The sequence below is a fragment of the Bacillus sp. FSL K6-3154 genome, assembly GCF_040869395.1.
Taxonomy (GTDB): domain Bacteria; phylum Bacillota; class Bacilli; order Bacillales; family Bacillaceae; genus Bacillus; species Bacillus safensis.
Map to the genome: position 1 here is coordinate 768,565 of NZ_CP152033.1, position 18,531 is coordinate 787,095.

At 41.0% G+C, this 18,531-nt stretch carries 17 protein-coding genes; 3 read left to right on the plus strand and 14 right to left on the minus strand.

Going from position 1 to position 18,531, the window contains the following annotated elements:
• Positions 1-35: 35 nt before the first annotated feature.
• Both MHH61_RS04260 and MHH61_RS04265 read right to left on the minus strand, forming a co-directional pair.
• Entirely contained in the window at positions 36-1,178 is a 1,143-nt protein-coding gene (locus tag MHH61_RS04260; RefSeq protein ID WP_024423275.1) for an AI-2E family transporter, read from the minus strand.
• Between the two features lie 66 nt (positions 1,179-1,244).
• Positions 1,245-1,637 (minus strand): DoxX family protein, encoded by a 393-nt coding sequence (locus tag MHH61_RS04265; protein ID WP_125586197.1) that lies wholly within the window; start codon positions 1,635-1,637, stop codon positions 1,245-1,247.
• Positions 1,638-1,834: 197 nt separating this feature from the next.
• Here MHH61_RS04265 and MHH61_RS04270 point away from each other — a divergent pair, with 197 nt between their 5' ends.
• Positions 1,835-2,827 (plus strand): Gfo/Idh/MocA family protein, encoded by a 993-nt coding sequence (locus MHH61_RS04270; RefSeq protein ID WP_056765934.1) that lies wholly within the window; start codon positions 1,835-1,837, stop codon positions 2,825-2,827.
• Positions 2,828-2,911: 84 nt separating this feature from the next.
• On the opposite strand, the gene MHH61_RS04275 is transcribed toward MHH61_RS04270, so the two are convergent.
• The 5 genes from MHH61_RS04275 to MHH61_RS04295 all read right to left on the minus strand — a co-directional run bounded on the left by MHH61_RS04275 (position 2,912) and on the right by MHH61_RS04295 (position 11,941).
• A complete protein-coding gene (locus MHH61_RS04275; RefSeq protein ID WP_024423278.1) occupies positions 2,912-3,436 on the minus strand; it encodes a type 1 glutamine amidotransferase domain-containing protein in 525 nt (174 codons plus the stop codon).
• A gap of 90 nt (positions 3,437-3,526) precedes the next feature.
• Positions 3,527-5,518, minus strand: coding sequence for a methyl-accepting chemotaxis protein (locus MHH61_RS04280; protein ID WP_024425916.1), 1,992 nt, complete (start codon positions 5,516-5,518; stop codon positions 3,527-3,529).
• Positions 5,519-5,682: 164 nt separating this feature from the next.
• Complete coding sequence (locus tag MHH61_RS04285) at positions 5,683-7,659, minus strand: methyl-accepting chemotaxis protein (protein WP_125586195.1); 1,977 nt, start codon at positions 7,657-7,659, stop codon at positions 5,683-5,685.
• A 173-nt stretch (positions 7,660-7,832) separates the two neighbouring features.
• Positions 7,833-9,824 (minus strand): methyl-accepting chemotaxis protein, encoded by a 1,992-nt coding sequence (locus tag MHH61_RS04290; protein WP_125586193.1) that lies wholly within the window; start codon positions 9,822-9,824, stop codon positions 7,833-7,835.
• Positions 9,825-9,949: 125 nt separating this feature from the next.
• On the minus strand, positions 9,950-11,941 hold the full coding sequence (locus MHH61_RS04295) for a methyl-accepting chemotaxis protein (RefSeq protein WP_125586191.1): 1,992 nt from the start codon (positions 11,939-11,941) through the stop codon (positions 9,950-9,952).
• Positions 11,942-12,097: 156 nt separating this feature from the next.
• Between MHH61_RS04295 and MHH61_RS04300 the strand changes: the two genes are divergently transcribed.
• Entirely contained in the window at positions 12,098-12,838 is a 741-nt protein-coding gene (locus MHH61_RS04300; RefSeq protein WP_024423283.1) for a protein-glutamine gamma-glutamyltransferase, read from the plus strand.
• Between the two features lie 21 nt (positions 12,839-12,859).
• Here the strand turns inward: MHH61_RS04300 and MHH61_RS04305 are convergent, their stop codons facing one another.
• The 6 genes from MHH61_RS04305 to MHH61_RS04330 form a co-directional block, all read right to left on the minus strand.
• On the minus strand, positions 12,860-13,108 hold the full coding sequence (locus MHH61_RS04305) for a hypothetical protein (RefSeq protein ID WP_024423284.1): 249 nt from the start codon (positions 13,106-13,108) through the stop codon (positions 12,860-12,862).
• 25 nt (positions 13,109-13,133) lie between these two features.
• On the minus strand, positions 13,134-14,162 hold the full coding sequence (locus MHH61_RS04310) for a nitronate monooxygenase (protein ID WP_024425920.1): 1,029 nt from the start codon (positions 14,160-14,162) through the stop codon (positions 13,134-13,136).
• 16 nt (positions 14,163-14,178) lie between these two features.
• Positions 14,179-14,580 carry a secondary thiamine-phosphate synthase enzyme YjbQ gene (locus MHH61_RS04315; RefSeq protein ID WP_024425921.1) on the minus strand — a complete coding sequence of 134 codons (402 nt, stop codon included), beginning with the start codon at positions 14,578-14,580 and terminating at the stop codon, positions 14,179-14,181.
• A gap of 113 nt (positions 14,581-14,693) precedes the next feature.
• Complete coding sequence (locus MHH61_RS04320) at positions 14,694-15,986, minus strand: hemolysin family protein (protein ID WP_024423287.1); 1,293 nt, start codon at positions 15,984-15,986, stop codon at positions 14,694-14,696.
• A gap of 48 nt (positions 15,987-16,034) precedes the next feature.
• On the minus strand, positions 16,035-16,709 hold the full coding sequence (locus MHH61_RS04325; RefSeq protein WP_024423288.1) for a zinc metallopeptidase: 675 nt from the start codon (positions 16,707-16,709) through the stop codon (positions 16,035-16,037).
• A gap of 80 nt (positions 16,710-16,789) precedes the next feature.
• On the minus strand, positions 16,790-17,014 hold the full coding sequence (locus MHH61_RS04330; protein ID WP_024423289.1) for a hypothetical protein: 225 nt from the start codon (positions 17,012-17,014) through the stop codon (positions 16,790-16,792).
• Between the two features lie 126 nt (positions 17,015-17,140).
• Here MHH61_RS04330 and MHH61_RS04335 point away from each other — a divergent pair, with 126 nt between their 5' ends.
• Positions 17,141-18,127, plus strand: coding sequence for a TrkA family potassium uptake protein (locus MHH61_RS04335; RefSeq protein WP_125586189.1), 987 nt, complete (start codon positions 17,141-17,143; stop codon positions 18,125-18,127).
• Here the strand turns inward: MHH61_RS04335 and MHH61_RS04340 are convergent.
• Positions 18,124-18,525 carry a YugN-like family protein gene (locus tag MHH61_RS04340; protein ID WP_024423291.1) on the minus strand — a complete coding sequence of 134 codons (402 nt, stop codon included), beginning with the start codon at positions 18,523-18,525 and terminating at the stop codon, positions 18,124-18,126. The two genes, MHH61_RS04335 and MHH61_RS04340, sit on opposite strands and share 4 nt — an antisense overlap.
• Between the last annotated feature and the right edge of the window lie 6 nt (positions 18,526-18,531).

Consider the following 18,531-nt stretch of genomic DNA (forward strand, 5'->3'; position numbering starts at 1 on the left):
TGATACTATATTTTTTTCAAAAAAAGATTATGACATCAAACCTTTTCTTCTTTATACAAATTGGACCGCATTTTGAACCAATCAAATAAGTGAGTCGTGATGACCTTCAGAACGGCATACGTCGGAATAGCGACAATAATGCCGACCACGTTGAACAATTTCCCAGCTGTTAATATAACAAAAATAATCGTAATGGGATGAATATGAAGGTTTTTCCCCATCACCTGAGGAGAAATGAATTTCCCTTCAACTAGCTGAACCACTGTCCAGACTATAATGAGTTTTAACAGCATTACTGGTGACGTCACAAGTGCAATCACAATCGCTGGTGTAATCGCAATTGTTGGACCAAGGTAAGGCACTATGCTTGTACATGCAGCAATGATAGCGAGCAGCAGCGCATAGTCAAGTCCAATGATCATATAACCGATTAACAGAAGAACACCGATACAGAAGCTGACAATGATCTGTCCGCGAATATACGAGCTCAGACGGTGGTTCATTTCGTGAAGCATGATATGTGTATGTTCCCTCATTTTACTTGGGAAAAATTTCAATAGATAGTCAGGCAGCTTTTTGCCGTCTTTTAATAGATAAAACAGAATAAACGGCACAGTCACGATCGAGATGATGACTTCTGTGAGCGCCCCTAAGAATGTTCCTACACCGGTAAAGGTGCTTTCCAAAATCTTCGTCGCTTGACTGGATGCTTTACTTACTAATTCAGACACGTTAAAGTTCATCGAGTTTTGCACTTGATTAATAAAGTTACTTCCTGTTAATTGTCTAATTTGATCTTCTACCGTATCGACGTATTTCGGAAGATTATGAAAGAGACTCATGGTTTGAGCTTGTAAAAAAGGAATAATGGACACGATGGTCACTGTAATAATCCCAATAATGACAATATATAAAAGCAAAATGGAATAGATCCGCTTAATTCTTGCTTTCTCTAACAAGTTGACAATTGGATTTAATAAATAATACACGACCCCCGTTAAAATAATCGGTAAGGCAATGGTTTTGACGAGTACAATGAGCGGTGTGAAAATAAATGATGTTTTCATGAAAACAAGGATATTCAATCCAATTAATAACAGGACGAGTAAAAAGAGAACAAACTTGTTATCAAGAAAAAATTTTCTAAATCGACTGCTCCACATTTGCATAGAGTTCATATCGTTCCTCCAAACACGGGCTATTTTTATGAGTAAATTGTACACTACTTGATCATGATATGGTGGTCATTGTTTCAGCTTTTTTTCCCATTTTGCAATAGACATCACCCATACAATGAGAATCGGCTGTCCAATAAGCCTTATCCATAGCAAGGCTTGTTCTGTATCTTCTTGACCTGGAAATGGTATTCCCTCACGAGCAGCAAATAAGTTTGCAGGGAAAATGAGTACAAGATAGACAGCAATGGATTTTGCCGCTGTAATCCTGACATTTGGCAAAAGAAGCAGCACGGCCAGCAGCCATTCAAAACATGCAGTCGCATAGACCATTACATATGGAAATGGCCAGCCTGGCATCATGCGGGCAAAGCCGCTCGGCTCTATCACATGAAAAATACCAGCCGCTATGAATAAAAGCGCAAAGGTGTATGTACTTCCTATATGCAGGACGCGCTTCAAGTTTCCTCCTCTCCCTTCTATCCTGAGTATTACCCCAAGAAGGAAGAAACTACCCACTTTTCGTACATTTATATCCTTTATGTAAGACGTTTCAGCCTATATAAAGGTTTCATCCGCTTATCAATAAAAAGAATATTCTTTCATACAAACGCTTTCAAAGCATGTATAATCAGAGAAAAGCAGAAGGAGGGAATCACATGATTCGATTTGCTGTCATCGGAACGAACTGGATTACAGATCGGTTCTTACAAGCTGGTGAAGAACTAGCTGATTTTACATGTACAGCCGTCTATTCACGGTCCGCTGAAAAAGGACAGGCCTTTGCCGAAAAATATGGGATTGATACGGTTTTTACGAACTTACAACAAATGGCGGAAAGTGATACGTTTGATGCCGTGTATATTGCGAGTCCAAATGCCCTTCATAAAGAGCAAGCCATGTTGATGATGGAGCATCAAAAGCATGTTTTATGCGAAAAACCATTCGCCTCTCATCGAAAAGAAGTGGAAGAAATGATTGCCGCAGCGAAAAAACATCACGTTTGTTTGATGGAAGCGATGAAAACGACATTTCTGCCTAACTTCCTTCAAATCAAACAGCATCTTGATCAGCTTGGACCTATCAGGCAAGTGGTCGCGCATTACTGTAAATATTCTTCAAGATACGATGCCTATCGAAGCGGCGAGCTTCCAAATGCCTTTAAGCCTGAGCTATCCAATGGTTCTTTAATGGATATCGGGGTGTACCTCGTTTACCCAGTCATATCCTTATTTGGTCTGCCGAATCAAATCACCGCGAGAGGCTATAAGCTTTCTTCTGGTGTGGATGGGAACGGTTCAGTCCTTTTACAGTATGACGGGCATCAAGCACTTCTTTTTCATTCTAAAATTTCAACGTCTCATTTATCGGCTGAAATTCAAGGCGAGGATGCTACGATGGTGATTGATCAATTCCACCGTCCTTCACAAATTACGATATATGACCGTGACGGACATCAAACTGACATCTCTCTCAAAGATGATCAGCCAGCTATGTCTTATGAAATGAATCATTTTATTGAGTGTATTCAGCAGGGAATGGGGCAGTCTCCGGTCAATACATTTGCCTTATCTGTTCAAACCATGTCCGTCATGGACGAAGCGAGAAGACAAATGGGCGTGATGTATCCTGCCGACAGACAAAATGTATAGGGCATGGTAGGGCATGAAATGATGAACAAAGGGCGAATGATTGATTTGTTCGCCCTTTGTTTTTTTACGTTTTGTGTCAGTTATTTATTTTGCCGCTAACACATCCGCAAATGCTTTCACATACGGCGGAAGGTCAGGAGGGCGTCTGCTGGAGATGAGGTGGCCATCTGTGACGACTGCCTCATCGAACCAGTCCGCACCAGCATTTGTCATATCATCTTTAATACCAGGTGTACTTGTCACTTGTCTGCCTTTCAGGATTCCTGCTGATATCAGCACCCAGCCGGCATGACAAATCTGACCGATTGGTTTTGCCTTCGCATCAAATGTACGGACGATGTCTAATACTTCTGGATAACGGCGCAGTTTATCAGGCGCCCATCCACCAGGGACAAGCACAGCATCATAATCATCAGCTTGAATGGAATAAAAATCTGCATCGGATACCGCCGGCACACCATATTTCCCGATGTACTCATGATTTGCTTTTTCACCTACAAGATGGACAGTTGCTCCCTCTTCTCTTAATCGCAGAACCGGATACCACAGCTCTAAATCTTCAAAATCATCGCTGACAAACGCAATGACCTTCTTATCTGATAAACGCATACTATCTCTCCTCTTCTTTCGATTTCCTCTATTGTACGAGATGTCCTGTTAAAAAGAAAAGCGGTTCCCCTTGAGGAGAACCACTTAACCTTATTCACTAATCTTGAATTTTTTAATTAAATCACGTAATTCTTCCGCCATTTGGGAAAGAGTCGTAGATGAAGAACTAATCTCTTCCATAGAAGCAAGCTGCTCTTCAGCAGATGCTGCGATATCTTGGATGCTTGCTGAACTCTCTCTTGATACATCTGCAATTTCATTCACTGCTTTAGAAATTTGCTCAGATCCTTTCGACAGCTCGCGCACCGTTGTATTCATTTCATTCATTCTTGCTGCGATTTCCGCTGTTTGTTCATTTATTTGTGAGAAGCTTTCTTTCGTTTGATCTGTAATTGTAAGACCATTCTTCACTTCTTCATTCACTGCTTTGAACATATTTTGAGATGTTTCAATTTCAGTGACGATTTCATTTACAAGCTTTTCAATCTCTTTTGCTGAATCCGATGATTGAACCGCTAGTTTACGCACTTCTTCGGCAACAACAGAGAATCCTCTGCCTGACTCGCCTGCGCGTGCTGCTTCAATGGCGGCATTTAGTGCAAGTAAATTCGTTTGATCCGCAATACCGTTAATCACGCCTAAGATGTTTGTGATATCTTTTGATTTATGCTCTAGCCCGTTGATCACGCCTTCAGCTTCTTTCACTGAATGGTCAATCGTCTTCATTTGGCCAACAGTTTGCTCCACAAGCTGTCCGCCTGTTTCCGCAACTGTTTTTGATTGAATAGATGACGATGTGATAACATCAGACGTTTCGGCAACTTCGTTCAGACCCTCATTCATTTGTTTTAAATGAGCCGCGCTTTGCTCCACCATTTCGCTTTGATTTTCGTTGCCATTTGAGAATGTTTCAATAGATGATGTAATATGTTCGGTTGCTTTTGTTGTTTGACCTGCGCTCGCCGTCAGTTCTTCAGATGATGAAGCGACATTCTCAACAGATGTTTGTACAGCTTGAATAACATCTCTTAGGGACTCACTCATTTCATTAAAGCTTGTGCCAAGCTGTCCAATTTCATCTTTTGAGCGGACATCAATTTTTTCTGTCAAATCTCCCTGACTGATCTTCTTCGAAGAAGAGACAAGAGTGGAAAGTGGTTTTGTAATGGAACGGATGATAAAGAAGATTAGAATCCCGCCAATGATAAGCGCGCCTGTTAAAATAATAGCGGCCATGTTAAAGACTGGCTGTGCAGCTTCTTCTACTTCACTGACAAACATCGTCCCGACAATCTTCCAGCCAGTCGCCTTGTTTGTGGTGAACTCCATTTGCTTTTCTTTTCCTTCAAACATGTAGCTCATAGCTCCGTTATCTTGTGAATACAGTTTTTCTAACCATTCACCACCAGATATTTTTGTTCCTGCTTTTTTCTTTGGATGCGCCACATATGTGCGATCTGGACTTCCAATAAAGGCAAAGCCTTGTTTCCCAATGTTAATGCTATTGGACTCTTTAACTAGATTCGCAATGTCTAGGTTCATCGCGATGACGCCTGATCCATCCTCTAATTTTTTAGAGATGGTCACCACAAGTGTACCGGTTGAAGCCGTTGCATATGGTGCTGAAACAGACAGCTCACCGTTTTTCGCCCAGCCGTCTTTATACCAATCACGCTCAGTTGCGACATAATCGGCAGGCATTTTTTGATTAGGATATCTTGAAAACACTTTGCCGTCACTTGAAGCGACAAAAATGCCTTCTGTGTCATCATTCATGCTCATGAACTGCTCAAAGCGTCCTTGAATATCGGTCGTTCCTTTTTGCTTGAGCTTTTTCTCCGTGATCCATTTGCTAAAGAAATCGGCTGCGTCTGTTTTCACTTTTACAACCTTCGTAATATTTTTATCTAGCTGCTCTACGTTTTCCTTTGCACTTTGCATAATTTGATCATTTAAGGAGGTGCTTGCCGTATGGTATGAAGAGAATGCCAATACGATGATTGGGCATAAAAGAATAAATAAGAAAGAGAATACGAGCTTTTTTGAAATAGATGGCTTTCTGAAATACTGTATGAATTTCATAAAAAAGAAAACTCCTTTTAGTAAGATAGTATATATATCGGAAGTACTACTAGGTTCTTTGCTTTTTTAACTTATTAAAGTCTAAATAAGTCCAAATTACCCAATTTATATGCATCGAATGGAAAAACACCTGACGTTTTGACGTCAGGTGTTTCGCTACTCTCTTACATTTTAAATTGTTTAATGAGCTCCCTTAGTTCTTCTGCCATCTGAGATAAAGTGGCAGAGGATGAGCTGATCTCTTCCATAGATGCAAGCTGTTCTTCTGCTGATGCCGCGATATCTTGGAAGCCTGCTGAGCTTTCTCTTGAGAGCTCTTTGATTTGATTCACCGCATGAGAAATATCATTTGAGCCATGCGATAGCTCTTTGGCTGATCCGTTCATTTGTTTCATTTGTTCTGTCATTTCTGATGTTTTATCAGTGATTTTCTCAAAACTCACTTTCGTTTCATCTGTAATGTTTAATCCAGATTGTACTTCACCTGCTACTTGTTTAAACATTTTCTGCGATTTTTCTATTTCCTCCACAATTTCGTTCGTCAGGCTTTCAATTTCTTTTGAAGAGCTTCCTGACTGCTCTGCCAATTTGCGGACTTCTTCTGCGACAACAGAGAAACCTCTGCCTGCTTCACCTGCTCGTGCGGCTTCGATCGCAGCGTTTAAAGCAAGGAGATTCGTTTGATCCGCAATACCGTTGATGACCCCAAGAATGTTTGTAATATCCTTTGATTTCTGCTCCAAGCCTGCAATGACAAGCTCTGCTTCTTTTACTGCCTGCTCTATGGTTTGCATTTGACCTGCTGTTTTTTGAACGAGTTCTCCTCCAGCCTGAGCGGTTCTGCTCGATTCGATCGACGATTCCATCATATGAGAGGTTGTGTCGACCATATGCGATAAGCTCCGATCCATTTCGTTTAACTGGACTGAGCTTTTTTCGATCATATCATTTTGATGTTCAGTGCTGTTTGAGAACTGTTCAATAGATGATGTGATATGCTCAGTCGCTTGAGCTGTCTGTCCTGCACTTGCCGTTAACTCTTCAGACGAAGCAGCCACATTTTCAATGGAATTTTGGACAGCTTGAATGACTTGCTTCAGCTTTGCTGACATGTCGTTAAAGCTCTGCGCTAGCTTACCAATTTCATCGTGCGTACGAACTTCAATATGCTGGGTCAAATCACCTTGACTGATTTTCTCAGCCGATTCAGAGAGCTCTATCAGTGGCTTTCGAATCGATTTAATAATAAAATAAATCGCGATTCCGCCAATGGCAATCGCAGCCGCAAGGATAATCATTGTTAAGTCGAGCACTGGCTGTGCGGCTTCTTTTACTTCATTCACATACATCGTTCCAGCTAGCTTCCAGCCGGTTGCTTCATTTGTGGCAAAAAACATTTGCTTCGGCTGGCCATTGTATTCATATTCAAAGCTGCCTTCTTTTTTATCATATAGTTTTGAGATGAAGTCACCAGTCAGCTTTGTCCCCGCCTTATCGGTTTTATGGGCCACATAACGCTGATCTGATGTGGCGATAAACGCATAGCCTTCTTGGCCAATTTTGATGCTGTTTGTATCTTTTACAACCGTATTTAATCGTACATTCACCCCAATCACACCAGATCCATCTGCTAACTGTTCTGATATTGTGATGAGCAGGTCATCTGATGACTTGTCGGCAAAAGGATTTGAAATGATGAGTTTCTTCTCTCCCATCGATTGCTGAAACCATGGTTCATTTTTTGCGCTCTTTGCATTACCTTTGTGAATCTTGGAATATTCAGTTAGTTTACCATTTTGATCTGCAACAAATACTTCTACTACATCATCATCTGTTTCCGATAATTGCTCTAATTTCAATTTGAGTAAATCTTTGTTTTTAGCAGTCAATTCTTCCTTTTTGACCGATCTGGATAAATATGAAACAATGTCAATTTTAGGCTGTATATCTTTATTAATGAGTTCGTTTAATTGTTGAACACCATTTGCAGCACTAGACATAATCTCATCATTGAGAGACTTTGATGCCACTTCATAAGAAAATGCGGCCAATACGAGAATTGGCACTAGGAGAATCGCTAAGAATGCAGTAATTAATTTCTTCGACATCGTAAAGTGCTTAAAAAAGTTGATTTTTTTCATGACTCTACTCCTTTTGATTTATGATTTGTGGTCTTTCTCTTCTATTCTTAGGTAATATGAATTATTTTTCAAGGAATAATGTTCAATAAAAACAAAAAATAAGTATAAATACCCATTTCTTTTGGTTTATCCAATAAAAAAGAGCCTCTAGCTGGAGGCTCTTTTCTTCCTGTCTATTCAACCTTAAATTTGCTAATTAAATCGCGTAATTCTTCTGCCATCGAAGAGAGTGTGGCAGAGGACGAGCTGATTTCTTCCATTGATGCCAGCTGTTCTTCTGCTGAAGCAGCAATGTCTTGAATATTTGCCGAGCTTTCACGTGATACATCTGCAATCTCACGTACAGCCTCTGACACATGTGCAGAGCCTTTTGAAAGCTGGACAACGGTTTGATTCATTGTTTGAAGCTGGTCAGAAATTTCTTTTGTCATTTCGAAAATATTGTGGAAGCTTACTTTCGTTTGTTCAGTGAAGCTTAGGCCTGATTGAACTTCTCGATTCACCGCAGTGAATACTTCCTGTGATACGTCGATGTCTTGCACGATTTCTTTAATCAAATTCTCAATTTCTTTTGCCGAGTTGGCAGATTGAACCGCCAGTTTTCTTACTTCTTCTGCTACAACGGAGAAGCCTCTGCCAGATTCACCGGCTCTTGCTGCTTCAATCGCTGCATTTAGCGCAAGTAAATTCGTTTGATCGGCAATTCCATTGATGACACCGAGAATTTGGGTAATGTCTTTAGATTTATTTTCAAGCGCACTAATGACGTTCTCTGCTTTTTTCACGGACTGATCAATGACATTCATTTGAGAAGCCGTTTTTTCAACAAGCTGGCCGCCTTCTCCTGCGATATCTGTTGATTTGATCGATGAAGCCGTAATAGATTCAGCCGATTCATTCATATGTTGAAGACCACGGTTCATTTCTTCTAACTCGACTGAGCTCAATTCGACTTTATCATTTTGGCTTTCATTTCCGCTGGAGAATTGTTCAATGGCTAGTGTAATATGCTCTGTTGCTTTACTTGTCTGTCCTGCACTGGCAGTCAGTTCTTCTGATGAAGATGCGACATTTTCAACTGAAGTTTGAACGGCTCCAATAAGGGATCGCAATGAATCAATCATTGTATTAAAGCCTTTACCAACTTGTCCAATTTCGTCATCTGACTGGATCTGAAGCTTATCGCGTAAATCACCTTCGCTGACTTTTTTCGAGAAGCGGGCAAGATTGGATAATCTTTTTGAAATAGAGCGGACGATAAAGAAAATGAGGGTGCCTGCTACAATGAGTGTGACACTGAATACGATAATGGCAGTATTGAAAACGGGCTTTGCTGCTTCTTCTACTTCAGATACGAGCATCGTTCCACCAATTTTCCAGCCGGTTAATTCATTGGTGACATATGCAACCTTTTTATCTGTTCCTTTGAGGGTATAGCTGCCGCTTCCTTCTTTGTTTTTATAAATAATACTGGCCAGATTTTCATTGACCTGACTTCCTGGCTTTTGGGTTGGATCTGCTAAAACTGTTTTATCTTTCTCCATGATGAAAGCATAGCCTTTTTGCCCAATTTTGATTTCTTTTAGTTTTTGGAGCAGGCTGTCAATTTCCATATCAAGACCAATGACACCTGAACCATCTTTCGTTTTTTGGGCAATTGTGATAACCATTTTGCCTGTAGATGCTGCTACATATGGTTTTGTGATGACTTGTTTGCCGTTTTCTGCTTTCAATGCCTCTTGATACCATGGACGTTCTCTTGGATCGTAGCCATCTGGCATCTTTTGAACTGGGTATTGCATAAACAATCCCTTTTCAGAGCCTGCATAGATCGCAGAAACATCTTTTTCATTAATTTTTCCAAATTGCTGTAATTCTTTAATGGTCGCATTTCTATTTTTTTCTTGAAGATTAGACGCTTTGAGTGAATCTGAGAACAGTGTCACAGCATCTGATTTGTTGCCAATATTCTCATTGATTAAGGTATCAAATGCATTGACCTGACTCATCGCACTGCCCATAATCTGTTTGTCTAGTTCTGTCTTTGATGTAAAAAACGCACTAATTGTCAGTGCCACGGTCGGCAGGATAAGAACTACCAAGAAGGCAATGATTAATTTTTTTGAAATGGATGGTTTTTTGAACCATTGGATCATTTTTCCCATTTTAACTTTCCCCCTTTACTTCTCTAAAGTTAATATCGGATGAAAGGTGTATTTTTAGAGACTGGAAATGACGTTTAAAAATAAAAAAAATACCCAGACAATTCTGGATACTTTTTCATCATTATTTAATTAATTTTAAATTGACTTGTGAGCTCTTTTAGTTCCTCCGCCATGTTGGCAAGTGTCACAGAAGAAGATGTGATTTCTTCCATAGATGCTAGCTGCTCTTCTGCCGAAGCCGCAATGTCCTGAATGTTTGCTGCGCTGTCTCTTGAGACTTGGCGCATTTCCTGCATCGCTTGTGAAACAAGCTTTGAACCGCTCGATAGGTCAATAGCTGTATCGTTTAATTGCGACAGTTTTTTCGACATTCCTTCTGCCGCCTCATAAATGTGCTGGAAGCTTTCTTTTGCTTCTTCTGTCATACCAAGTCCTGCGTTTACTTCTCGATTGACTGCTTTGAACATATCTTGAGATTTAGCAATTTCTAACACAATTTCTTGGATAAGCTTCTCAATTTCTTTCGCTGAATCTGCGGATTGGACAGCTAGTTTTCTCACTTCTTCTGCAACGACGGAGAAGCCGCGTCCTGATTCACCTGCTCTTGCTGCTTCAATTGCTGCATTAAGCGCAAGTAAGTTTGTTTGATCCGCGATGCCGTTAATGACATTTAAAATACTCGTAATATCTTTAGACTTGTATTCTAATTCTTTCATGACCTGTTCTGCTTCTTGTACAGATGTATCAATATGTTTCATTTGGTTCGCTGTGCTTTCAACAATTCGGCCGCCTTGACCAGCCGCCTCTGTTGATTGAAGTGAGACAGCAGCCACTTCAGATGAGGTTTGTGACATATCTTGTAATCCTTCGTTCATTGCCACAAGCTGATTCGTACTGGATTCGACTTTCTCGTTTTGTGCTTCATTTCCATTTGAAAATTGTTCAATTGACATCGTGATATGCTCTGTTGCTTGACTCGTTTGGCTGGCACTTGCCGTCAGCTCCTCTGAAGCCGAAGCGACGTTGTCGACAGATTGCTGTACAGCGCGAATGACGTCACGAAGAGATTCACTCATCTTGCTGAAGCTTCTTGTGAGGTCTCCTATTTCATCCTTCGATTTGGTTTCAAGGGTTTCTGTTAAATCCCCTTCACTCACCTTTTCTGAGAAATCAACAAGCCTTCTCAGTCCAATCGTGATCGAGCGAACGATGAAGAAGATAGCGACACCGCCAAGGATAAATGAAGTAATTAAAAGAATAATGGCAGAATTCCAAACTGGCTGTGCTGCTTCTTCTGTTTCTGATACAAACATCGTTCCAGCAATTTTCCAACCTGTTAAATCATTTGTGACAAAAACGATACGTTTTTGTTCTCCTTTATTCTCATAAGTTGATGTTCCTTCTTTGCCGCTGTAAAGGATTGATGAAATATTTCCTGTGACTTCAGATCCTGATTTTTCTTCTGGATGGGCTACAATTTGTTTGCTTTTATTTGCAATAATTGGATATCCTTCTCGTCCAATTTTAATTTCTTTGATTTTATCAACAATGTCTTGCACATCAATGTCGATTCCGATTGCTCCCGACCCGTCCTTCAGGCGCTGGGCAATCGTAACCACCATGCCGTTTGTTGTAGCAGAAATGTATGGATTGGTGACAACTGGCTCACCTTTTTCATCCTGCATCGCTTGCTGATACCAATCGCGTGTTGTTGGGTCATAGCCTTTTGGCATGTCTACTTTAGGAAACTGAATGAAATCACGATTTTTACTTGCTGCATAAAATCCAACTACATCATCTTCGTTGATTTTGCTGTATATTTCAAAATGCTCATACAGTTCGTCCTGGTTTTTCTTTTTAAAGTCTGCAGCAGTAGTTGTTTGAGTAAAAAGTTTCACCGCGTTTTCTTTATTCAAAAGCTTTTGCTCGATCATGTCATTCATATCATTGACTCTTGCTTTTGCTCCGTACATGATTTCATGATCTAATTCTTCTTTGGCAATCTGATATGAAATTGTACTAAGTGTAATGATTGGCAAGACGAGAACAAGTGTGAATGAAATAATCAGTCTCTTGGAAATCGATGGTTTTTTCAACCATTTTATTGCACTTTTCATGTTTTTCCTCCTTTTAAACGATATGTTTTATATCGGACATCTTCATAGTATTTTCATGTTTTTCAAATAAAAAGGATGCTATTTTGTTTATTTTCACAAATTGATTCCTTGCCCAAGCACCCTGCATACGCTAATACAAAAGGGGGCGCTTTTCATATGATTATCCTTTCAGGGCAGCCAGTGACAAATGAGCAGCTGGCATCGTTTCAGCTAGAGGGACAAAAGCGGAGCATTTTGATGCAGTTACAAGCCTCAAATGATACGTTCCGCTATAGGCAAGCATCTGATTTGCTATTTGAGGTCACTTTAAGATCGAACATTATGAATGCTGCAAGAGATTTGAATAAAAGCGGTGCCTCATTTGCCATCTTTCAAAGATCGCGTGCAAATGATGCGTTTTGGCGAGTATCGGAAGCAGGAGCACTAGAGCTGCGCTATCAAGTGGAGCCATCTAGAGGCATTAAAGACATTTTTGAAAATGGTTCAAAATATGCATTTGAATGTGCAACGGCAATTGTCATTGTGTTTTATATGGGGGTCTTGCAAACAGTAGGAGAGGAGAAGTTTAATCGGAGACTTCGCAGTTTAACACTGTATGACTGGCACTATGATACTTTGTCGATTTATACAGAGCGCGGGAATGATTTTATCTATGGGGATTGTCTATATTTCGAAAATCCAGAGTTTAGCTATCAGCAGTCGCAATGGCGCGGAGAAAATGTGATTTACTTAGGAGAAGATCAATATTACGGTCACGGGCTTGGAATTTTAACAGCGGCAGAAATTATCGACAAACTAAATAAGAGAAGACGGCCAGGTGCGGTTCAATCCGCTTATTTATTACCGCAGACTACACGGATGGATGTCATTTATCTCAGGCAAATGTTTGGCAGCTAAAAAAAGCCTCTTGTCTCTTGGTTATGACAAGGGGCTTTTGTATGCCTTGCGTTTACGATAATTTTGGAGTGTGCCAAGCATCGTGTTCGCAAGGACCTCCATTTCTTCTAAATCTTTTCTTGTAACCGGCGAGTCGTGCCGGCTCCATTTCACGTAGCGAACAAAATAGTAATGACGAATGGGCGTAAGGACAGCAGGAGAATGAGGGAAATCATCAAACCAAAATTCAATCTGGCCTTTTTTTCGGTAGGAATGTTTTAAGATGTCCATCCTGTCACACCACCCATCATGATTTTTATGTCTGCGTCAGTTCGTGCATGATGTCTTCAACGCTTAAAATCGAGTGAATACGTCCAACCCCCTGTCCTGCCCACAAAGCCATTTGATCAGGGTTACCGCCGGCAGCAGCTGCTTTTCGCATCGGTGTTGTGCATACATGCTGAACTGGATAAGGAAGAACCCGATCTTCATGCAGGCTTTCATCCTCCATCCACTGATTCACAATACCTCTCGCTCTTTTCCCAGAAAAAAGTCTGGTCACCTTTGTTTCACTGCCTTCTGCCTGTAAAATAGCCTTCTTATATACTTCTGCCGCAGCACTTTCCTTGCTGGCTAAAAACCGTGTACCGATTTGAACCGCATCTGCTCCAAGCGCTAGCGCTGCTTTGACACCTGATCGGTCCGTGATGCCTCCTGCGGCAATCAAAGGCACGCGGCAGACCCGTTTGACATCTGAGATCAGGCTGATGAGTCCCAGCAGAGCGTCTCCTTTTGCACGTAAAAATGTGCCGCGGTGCCCTCCTGCTTCACATCCTTGCAGAACAATGGCATCCATTCCCTTTTCCTCTAAAAGCAGTGCTTCCTCTTTTGTTGTGGCCGTTCCGATTAAAAAGATCCCCTTTTGTTTTAGGCGGTGAATCGTTTGTTCTTTTGGACAGGCAAATGTAAAGGAAACAATCGGAACGTCTTCTTCCAGAAGAATGTTGATTTTTTGTTCAAAATCATCCCACAATTCTTCTTCGCTTGGCATCCTATGAGCTTCGGGCCATACAGGCAGTTTCCTCTCCCAAAATGCCACATCCTCTTTTTTCACATCAGGAATTGGCTCTGGTACAAACACATTGACCTGAAACAGGCGAGATGTCAGCTGTTTGACCTGTCTAATCTGCTGTCTTAAATCGTCAGGATGCACATATCCACTTGCCAGACTGCCAAGCCCTCCGTAATTTGAAACAGCGGCTGCCAGCTGCGGTGTCACAACTCCTCCTGCCATTGGCGCTTGAATGATTCCATGTTCGATTTGCAACTTTTTGATATCCCCCATTTATTTCCCCCATCTCTTACTCGTTTGACATCACTTGTACATAAAAATGACGATGCCTCGGCCCGTCAAACTCACAGAAATAGATTCCCTGCCACGTGCCTAGCACAAGATCTCCATCATGAATGAGAACATGCTGAGACGCCCCCATATAACTCGCTTTCATATGTGCTGCCGTATTTCCTTCCATATGGCGATCCTTTGGATGTTTCCATGGAAAGACTTCATCAAGCCGGCGAAGCATATCTCGTTTCACATCTGGATCCGCATTTTCATTAATGGTGATCCCAGCTGTCGTATGTGGACAATAGACGATGACAGTTCCGTTTTGTATGCCTGTTTCCCTGACATATTGGAGAACCTCGTGTGTGACATCGATCATGTCATCGCGTCTGTCTGTTTGTACATTGATTTTTTTCATATGAGCTGCTCCTTTTTGATGTTTCTATAAAAACCATACCCTTTTTATGTGAAACAAATCTTCTTATCTAAAGTTTACCAAGCAAAAAAACCTCGTCAAGCAATGCGAGGTTTTTAAGAAAAGTGAACCTTTTTGACTTCAATGGTTCGAATATGGTGGTCTTCAGCATCAATGATCGTAAATTCACAGCCTTCTGCTTCAATCGTATCTCCAATGTCAAAATCAAATTTATGCGTCATCATCCAGCCTGCAATTGTATCAACATCATCATTTTCAATGGCTAAATCCAATAAATCATTTACTTCATCAATCAATGCTTTCCCATCCATCACATAATGAAAATCACCTTTTTTAACGATATGAGGTGTTTCATCCTGATCATATTCGTCTCGAATCTCTCCGACAATTTCCTCTAATATGTCCTCTACTGTGACAAGTCCCGCTGTACCTCCGTATTCATCTACGAGCACTGACATATGAATCCGTTCCTTTTGCATCAAAATGAGCAATTCTTGAACAGGGGTGCTTTCAATCACTCGGATCACCGGACGCATTAAGTCTTCAATAGATACATCTTGATTTAGGAAGCTGGCCTTAAATACATCTTTACTATTAATAACACCAATCACATGATCTTTGTCTTCTTTAATAACAGGGTAGCGTGTGTACCTTTCGTTCAGCATATAATGGGTCACGTCTTCTAAGGTCTGTTCAATCTCTATGGCTGAAATTTCTGTACGCGGGATCATGATCTCTCTCGCCACTCGGTTATCAAATTCAAAGATTTTATTCACATATTTGTACTCAGATTGGTTAATCTCACCCTTCTCATAGCTTTCAGATAAAATGAGTCGCAATTCTTCCTCACTGATCGCCACTTCATGTTCTTTGACAGAATGATAACCAAATAATTTCACGATGCTTCGTGCAGCCCCATTTAACGCCTTAATAAACGGGTACATGACTTTATAGAAAAAGATGAGTGGTTTTGCTGTCACAAGGCTGACGGCCTCTGCCTTTTGAATGGCAATTGTTTTAGGCGCGAGCTCTCCCACCACGACATGTAAAAACGTAATGATCACAAATGCGATGATAAACGAAAGGATGTCAGTCAATGCAGAATGAAGCCCGATTTTTTCAAACAGCGGATGCAGAAAATGCTCCACCGTCGGTTCACCCAGCCACCCTAGACCTAAGGCCGTGATGGTAATGCCAAGTTGGCAGGCGGATAAATATTCGTCGAGATTTGATATCAGCTTTTGAACATGGATGGCTCTCTTATCACCGCTTTCGATCAGCTGGTTGATTTTAGAGCCTCTAATTTTCACAATCGCAAATTCAGTGACAACAAAAAATGCTGTCGCAGCAATGAGTAATATGACTAAAAATACGTTTAAAATATACAAAAAAACCCTTACCTAACACTGGTAAGGGCTCACCTCCTCTGGCATCAATTAATCATTACGGCCATTTAGGAAGATCATTACAAAACGGAGCAATTCAAACAGGGAGACAAGGGCCGCTGCTACGTACGTCAGAGCTGCAGCATTTAACACCTTGTTCACACCTCTTTCTTCACTGCTTCTAATGATTCCTTCTGAAACAATGATATCTTTTGCACGAGAACTTGCATTAAACTCGACAGGCAATGTCACAAGCTGAAAGAATACAGCTGCTGAGAACAAAATAATCCCAAGCCCGATTAAGTTAAGGCTGCTGAGCAAAATTCCACCAAGGAAAAGAAGCGGAGCAACACCAGATGCAAAGTTCACGACAGGAAAGATCTTATGTCTCAAAACAAGCGCACCATAGGATTCCTGATGCTGCAAGGCATGTCCAACCTCGTGTGATGCGACTGAAATGGCCGAAATGGAATGGCCGTAGTACACAGGTTCAGATAAACGAACCACACGCTGCGTCGGGTCGTAATGATCAGTCAAAGTTCCTCTTACCGGTTCAACAGGCACGTCGTATAACCCGTTGCGATCTAAAATATATCGAGCGGTTTCAGCACCTGTTTTCATACTGGATGCTTCAACCTTTGAATACTTTTCAAAATTATTCTTCACTTTAAATTGTGCCCAAAATGATAATCCCAATGCGGCAAATGTTAAAAAATAAAAAAACAGCATGCTCATCAGCTTCCTTTTATTTTATATATTTATTTACAATTTTAATGACTTTTATGTACCATGTACAGCAAAAAGCACTAGGTCTTTTTCAGGGGGATAACCGCACCAATGAAAAAGAAGAACACACCTAAGCAAGCTGTATAAAAGGTTCCCGTACCATAAAGGTCTTGAAAAAAGTGCAGCCATGAAAAATCATTCATAAAATGATTCACAGCATTTAAATCAAACACGAGTAAGATGACAGCTGATGATAAAAAATGCACACCAATAAAAAGAAGTACGGTCTTTTGAACAAACGACATTCGAATTCCCTCCTTCTTCTCCCTTATTTTAAGATATGGGTTCTATTTCAATACATGACAAAGATGAAAAAATGTGTTCCCAATCGGGCATACTGACATTAGCAGTCTCCTGAAAGGAAGAGTCCGATGAAATCAAACCGTATCTTTATTGCTTGGCTAAGGTGGCCGCTTTATCTTCGAATTGCCATCATCATCTGTTTCTTGCTTCTCTTTTTTGGACAATTAATCGTTTTACTTGAACCGAAGCAGTATCATACGATCTTTGATGGGATCTGGTGGGCGCTTATTACAGTCTCTACGGTTGGTTACGGTGATTTTGTGCCGCAAACCATGCCAGGGCAGGTGGCAGGTATGGCGCTCATTTTTATCGGAGCCAGCTTTGTCACCGCTTATTTCGCCACACTTGCCGCCGCTGTGTTCAGCAAGCAGCACCATTATGTTGAGGGCAAGGTAGCCTTTAAGGGTAAAGGACATCTCATTATCGTCGGCTGGAATGAGAAAACGAACAAACTGCTTCAGTCGTTTCAAACGATTGATCCAGCTATGCCGATTGTGCTGATTGATGACTCCTTGAAAGAGGGGCCTCTTTTAGAGAATGTTCATTTTATTAAAGGACACGGGACCGAAGACGTCACACTGCGTAAAGCCAACATTACCGGTGCAGATGCACTGATGATTACCGCGGATCAGCATGAAAATGAAGTGACAGCCGATATGCAGAGTGTTTTGACCTTACTTGCAGCAAAAGGATTAAACCCTTCGCTATATTGTTTAATTGAAATTTTAACAGATCGTTACGTGAAGAATGCCGAGCGTGCTGGTGCCAACCAAGTCATTCATACCTCTGATGCTGTCAATCATTTAATGGTTGAACATTTTCTAATAAAGGAACAACTCACGGCGTTTAAGAAAAAACGACATATGACGCTGCATAAACACGTCACCATCATACCTGTACCAGCTTCATTAGCCGGAGAAACATTCTTAACAGCGCTCCATCATTTTTTAGAGCATCATGTGATCATCGTCGGCGTACAAAAAAAAGAAGGACCCATGATGAATCCTCCCTTTAGCTATGAGCTTCATCCAGAGGATGAACTGATCAGCCTTTAAAGCAGTGCGTCTTCTAATTCCTTGACGAGCGAAAAGCCAATCTCAGCATAAGCCTTTGATACATCCCCATCTTTCTCTTTTGGTTCTTGGAATTGGTTAAAGGATGCGCCCACATTTCCAACCATCGCATGATCATCTAACTTGTCTTGATAGACATGCTTTAAGAGAAATGGATGTCCCATTTTCACCACAACACCAGGCTGATCGAGCTGGCCTTTCTCGGCTGTAAAAGGAACTCTGAGAAAGGTATAGCCATCACGGTTATCAATTTTATAATCAAAATATCCGTGATCATAATCCCAGTTCCCATTAATGACGTAACCGAGCGGCTTCATCGTTTCTTCTAAATGGTAAAGTGAAAAGCTTTCACCAGGCAGCCTGGATGGTACATGAATCATACGAAA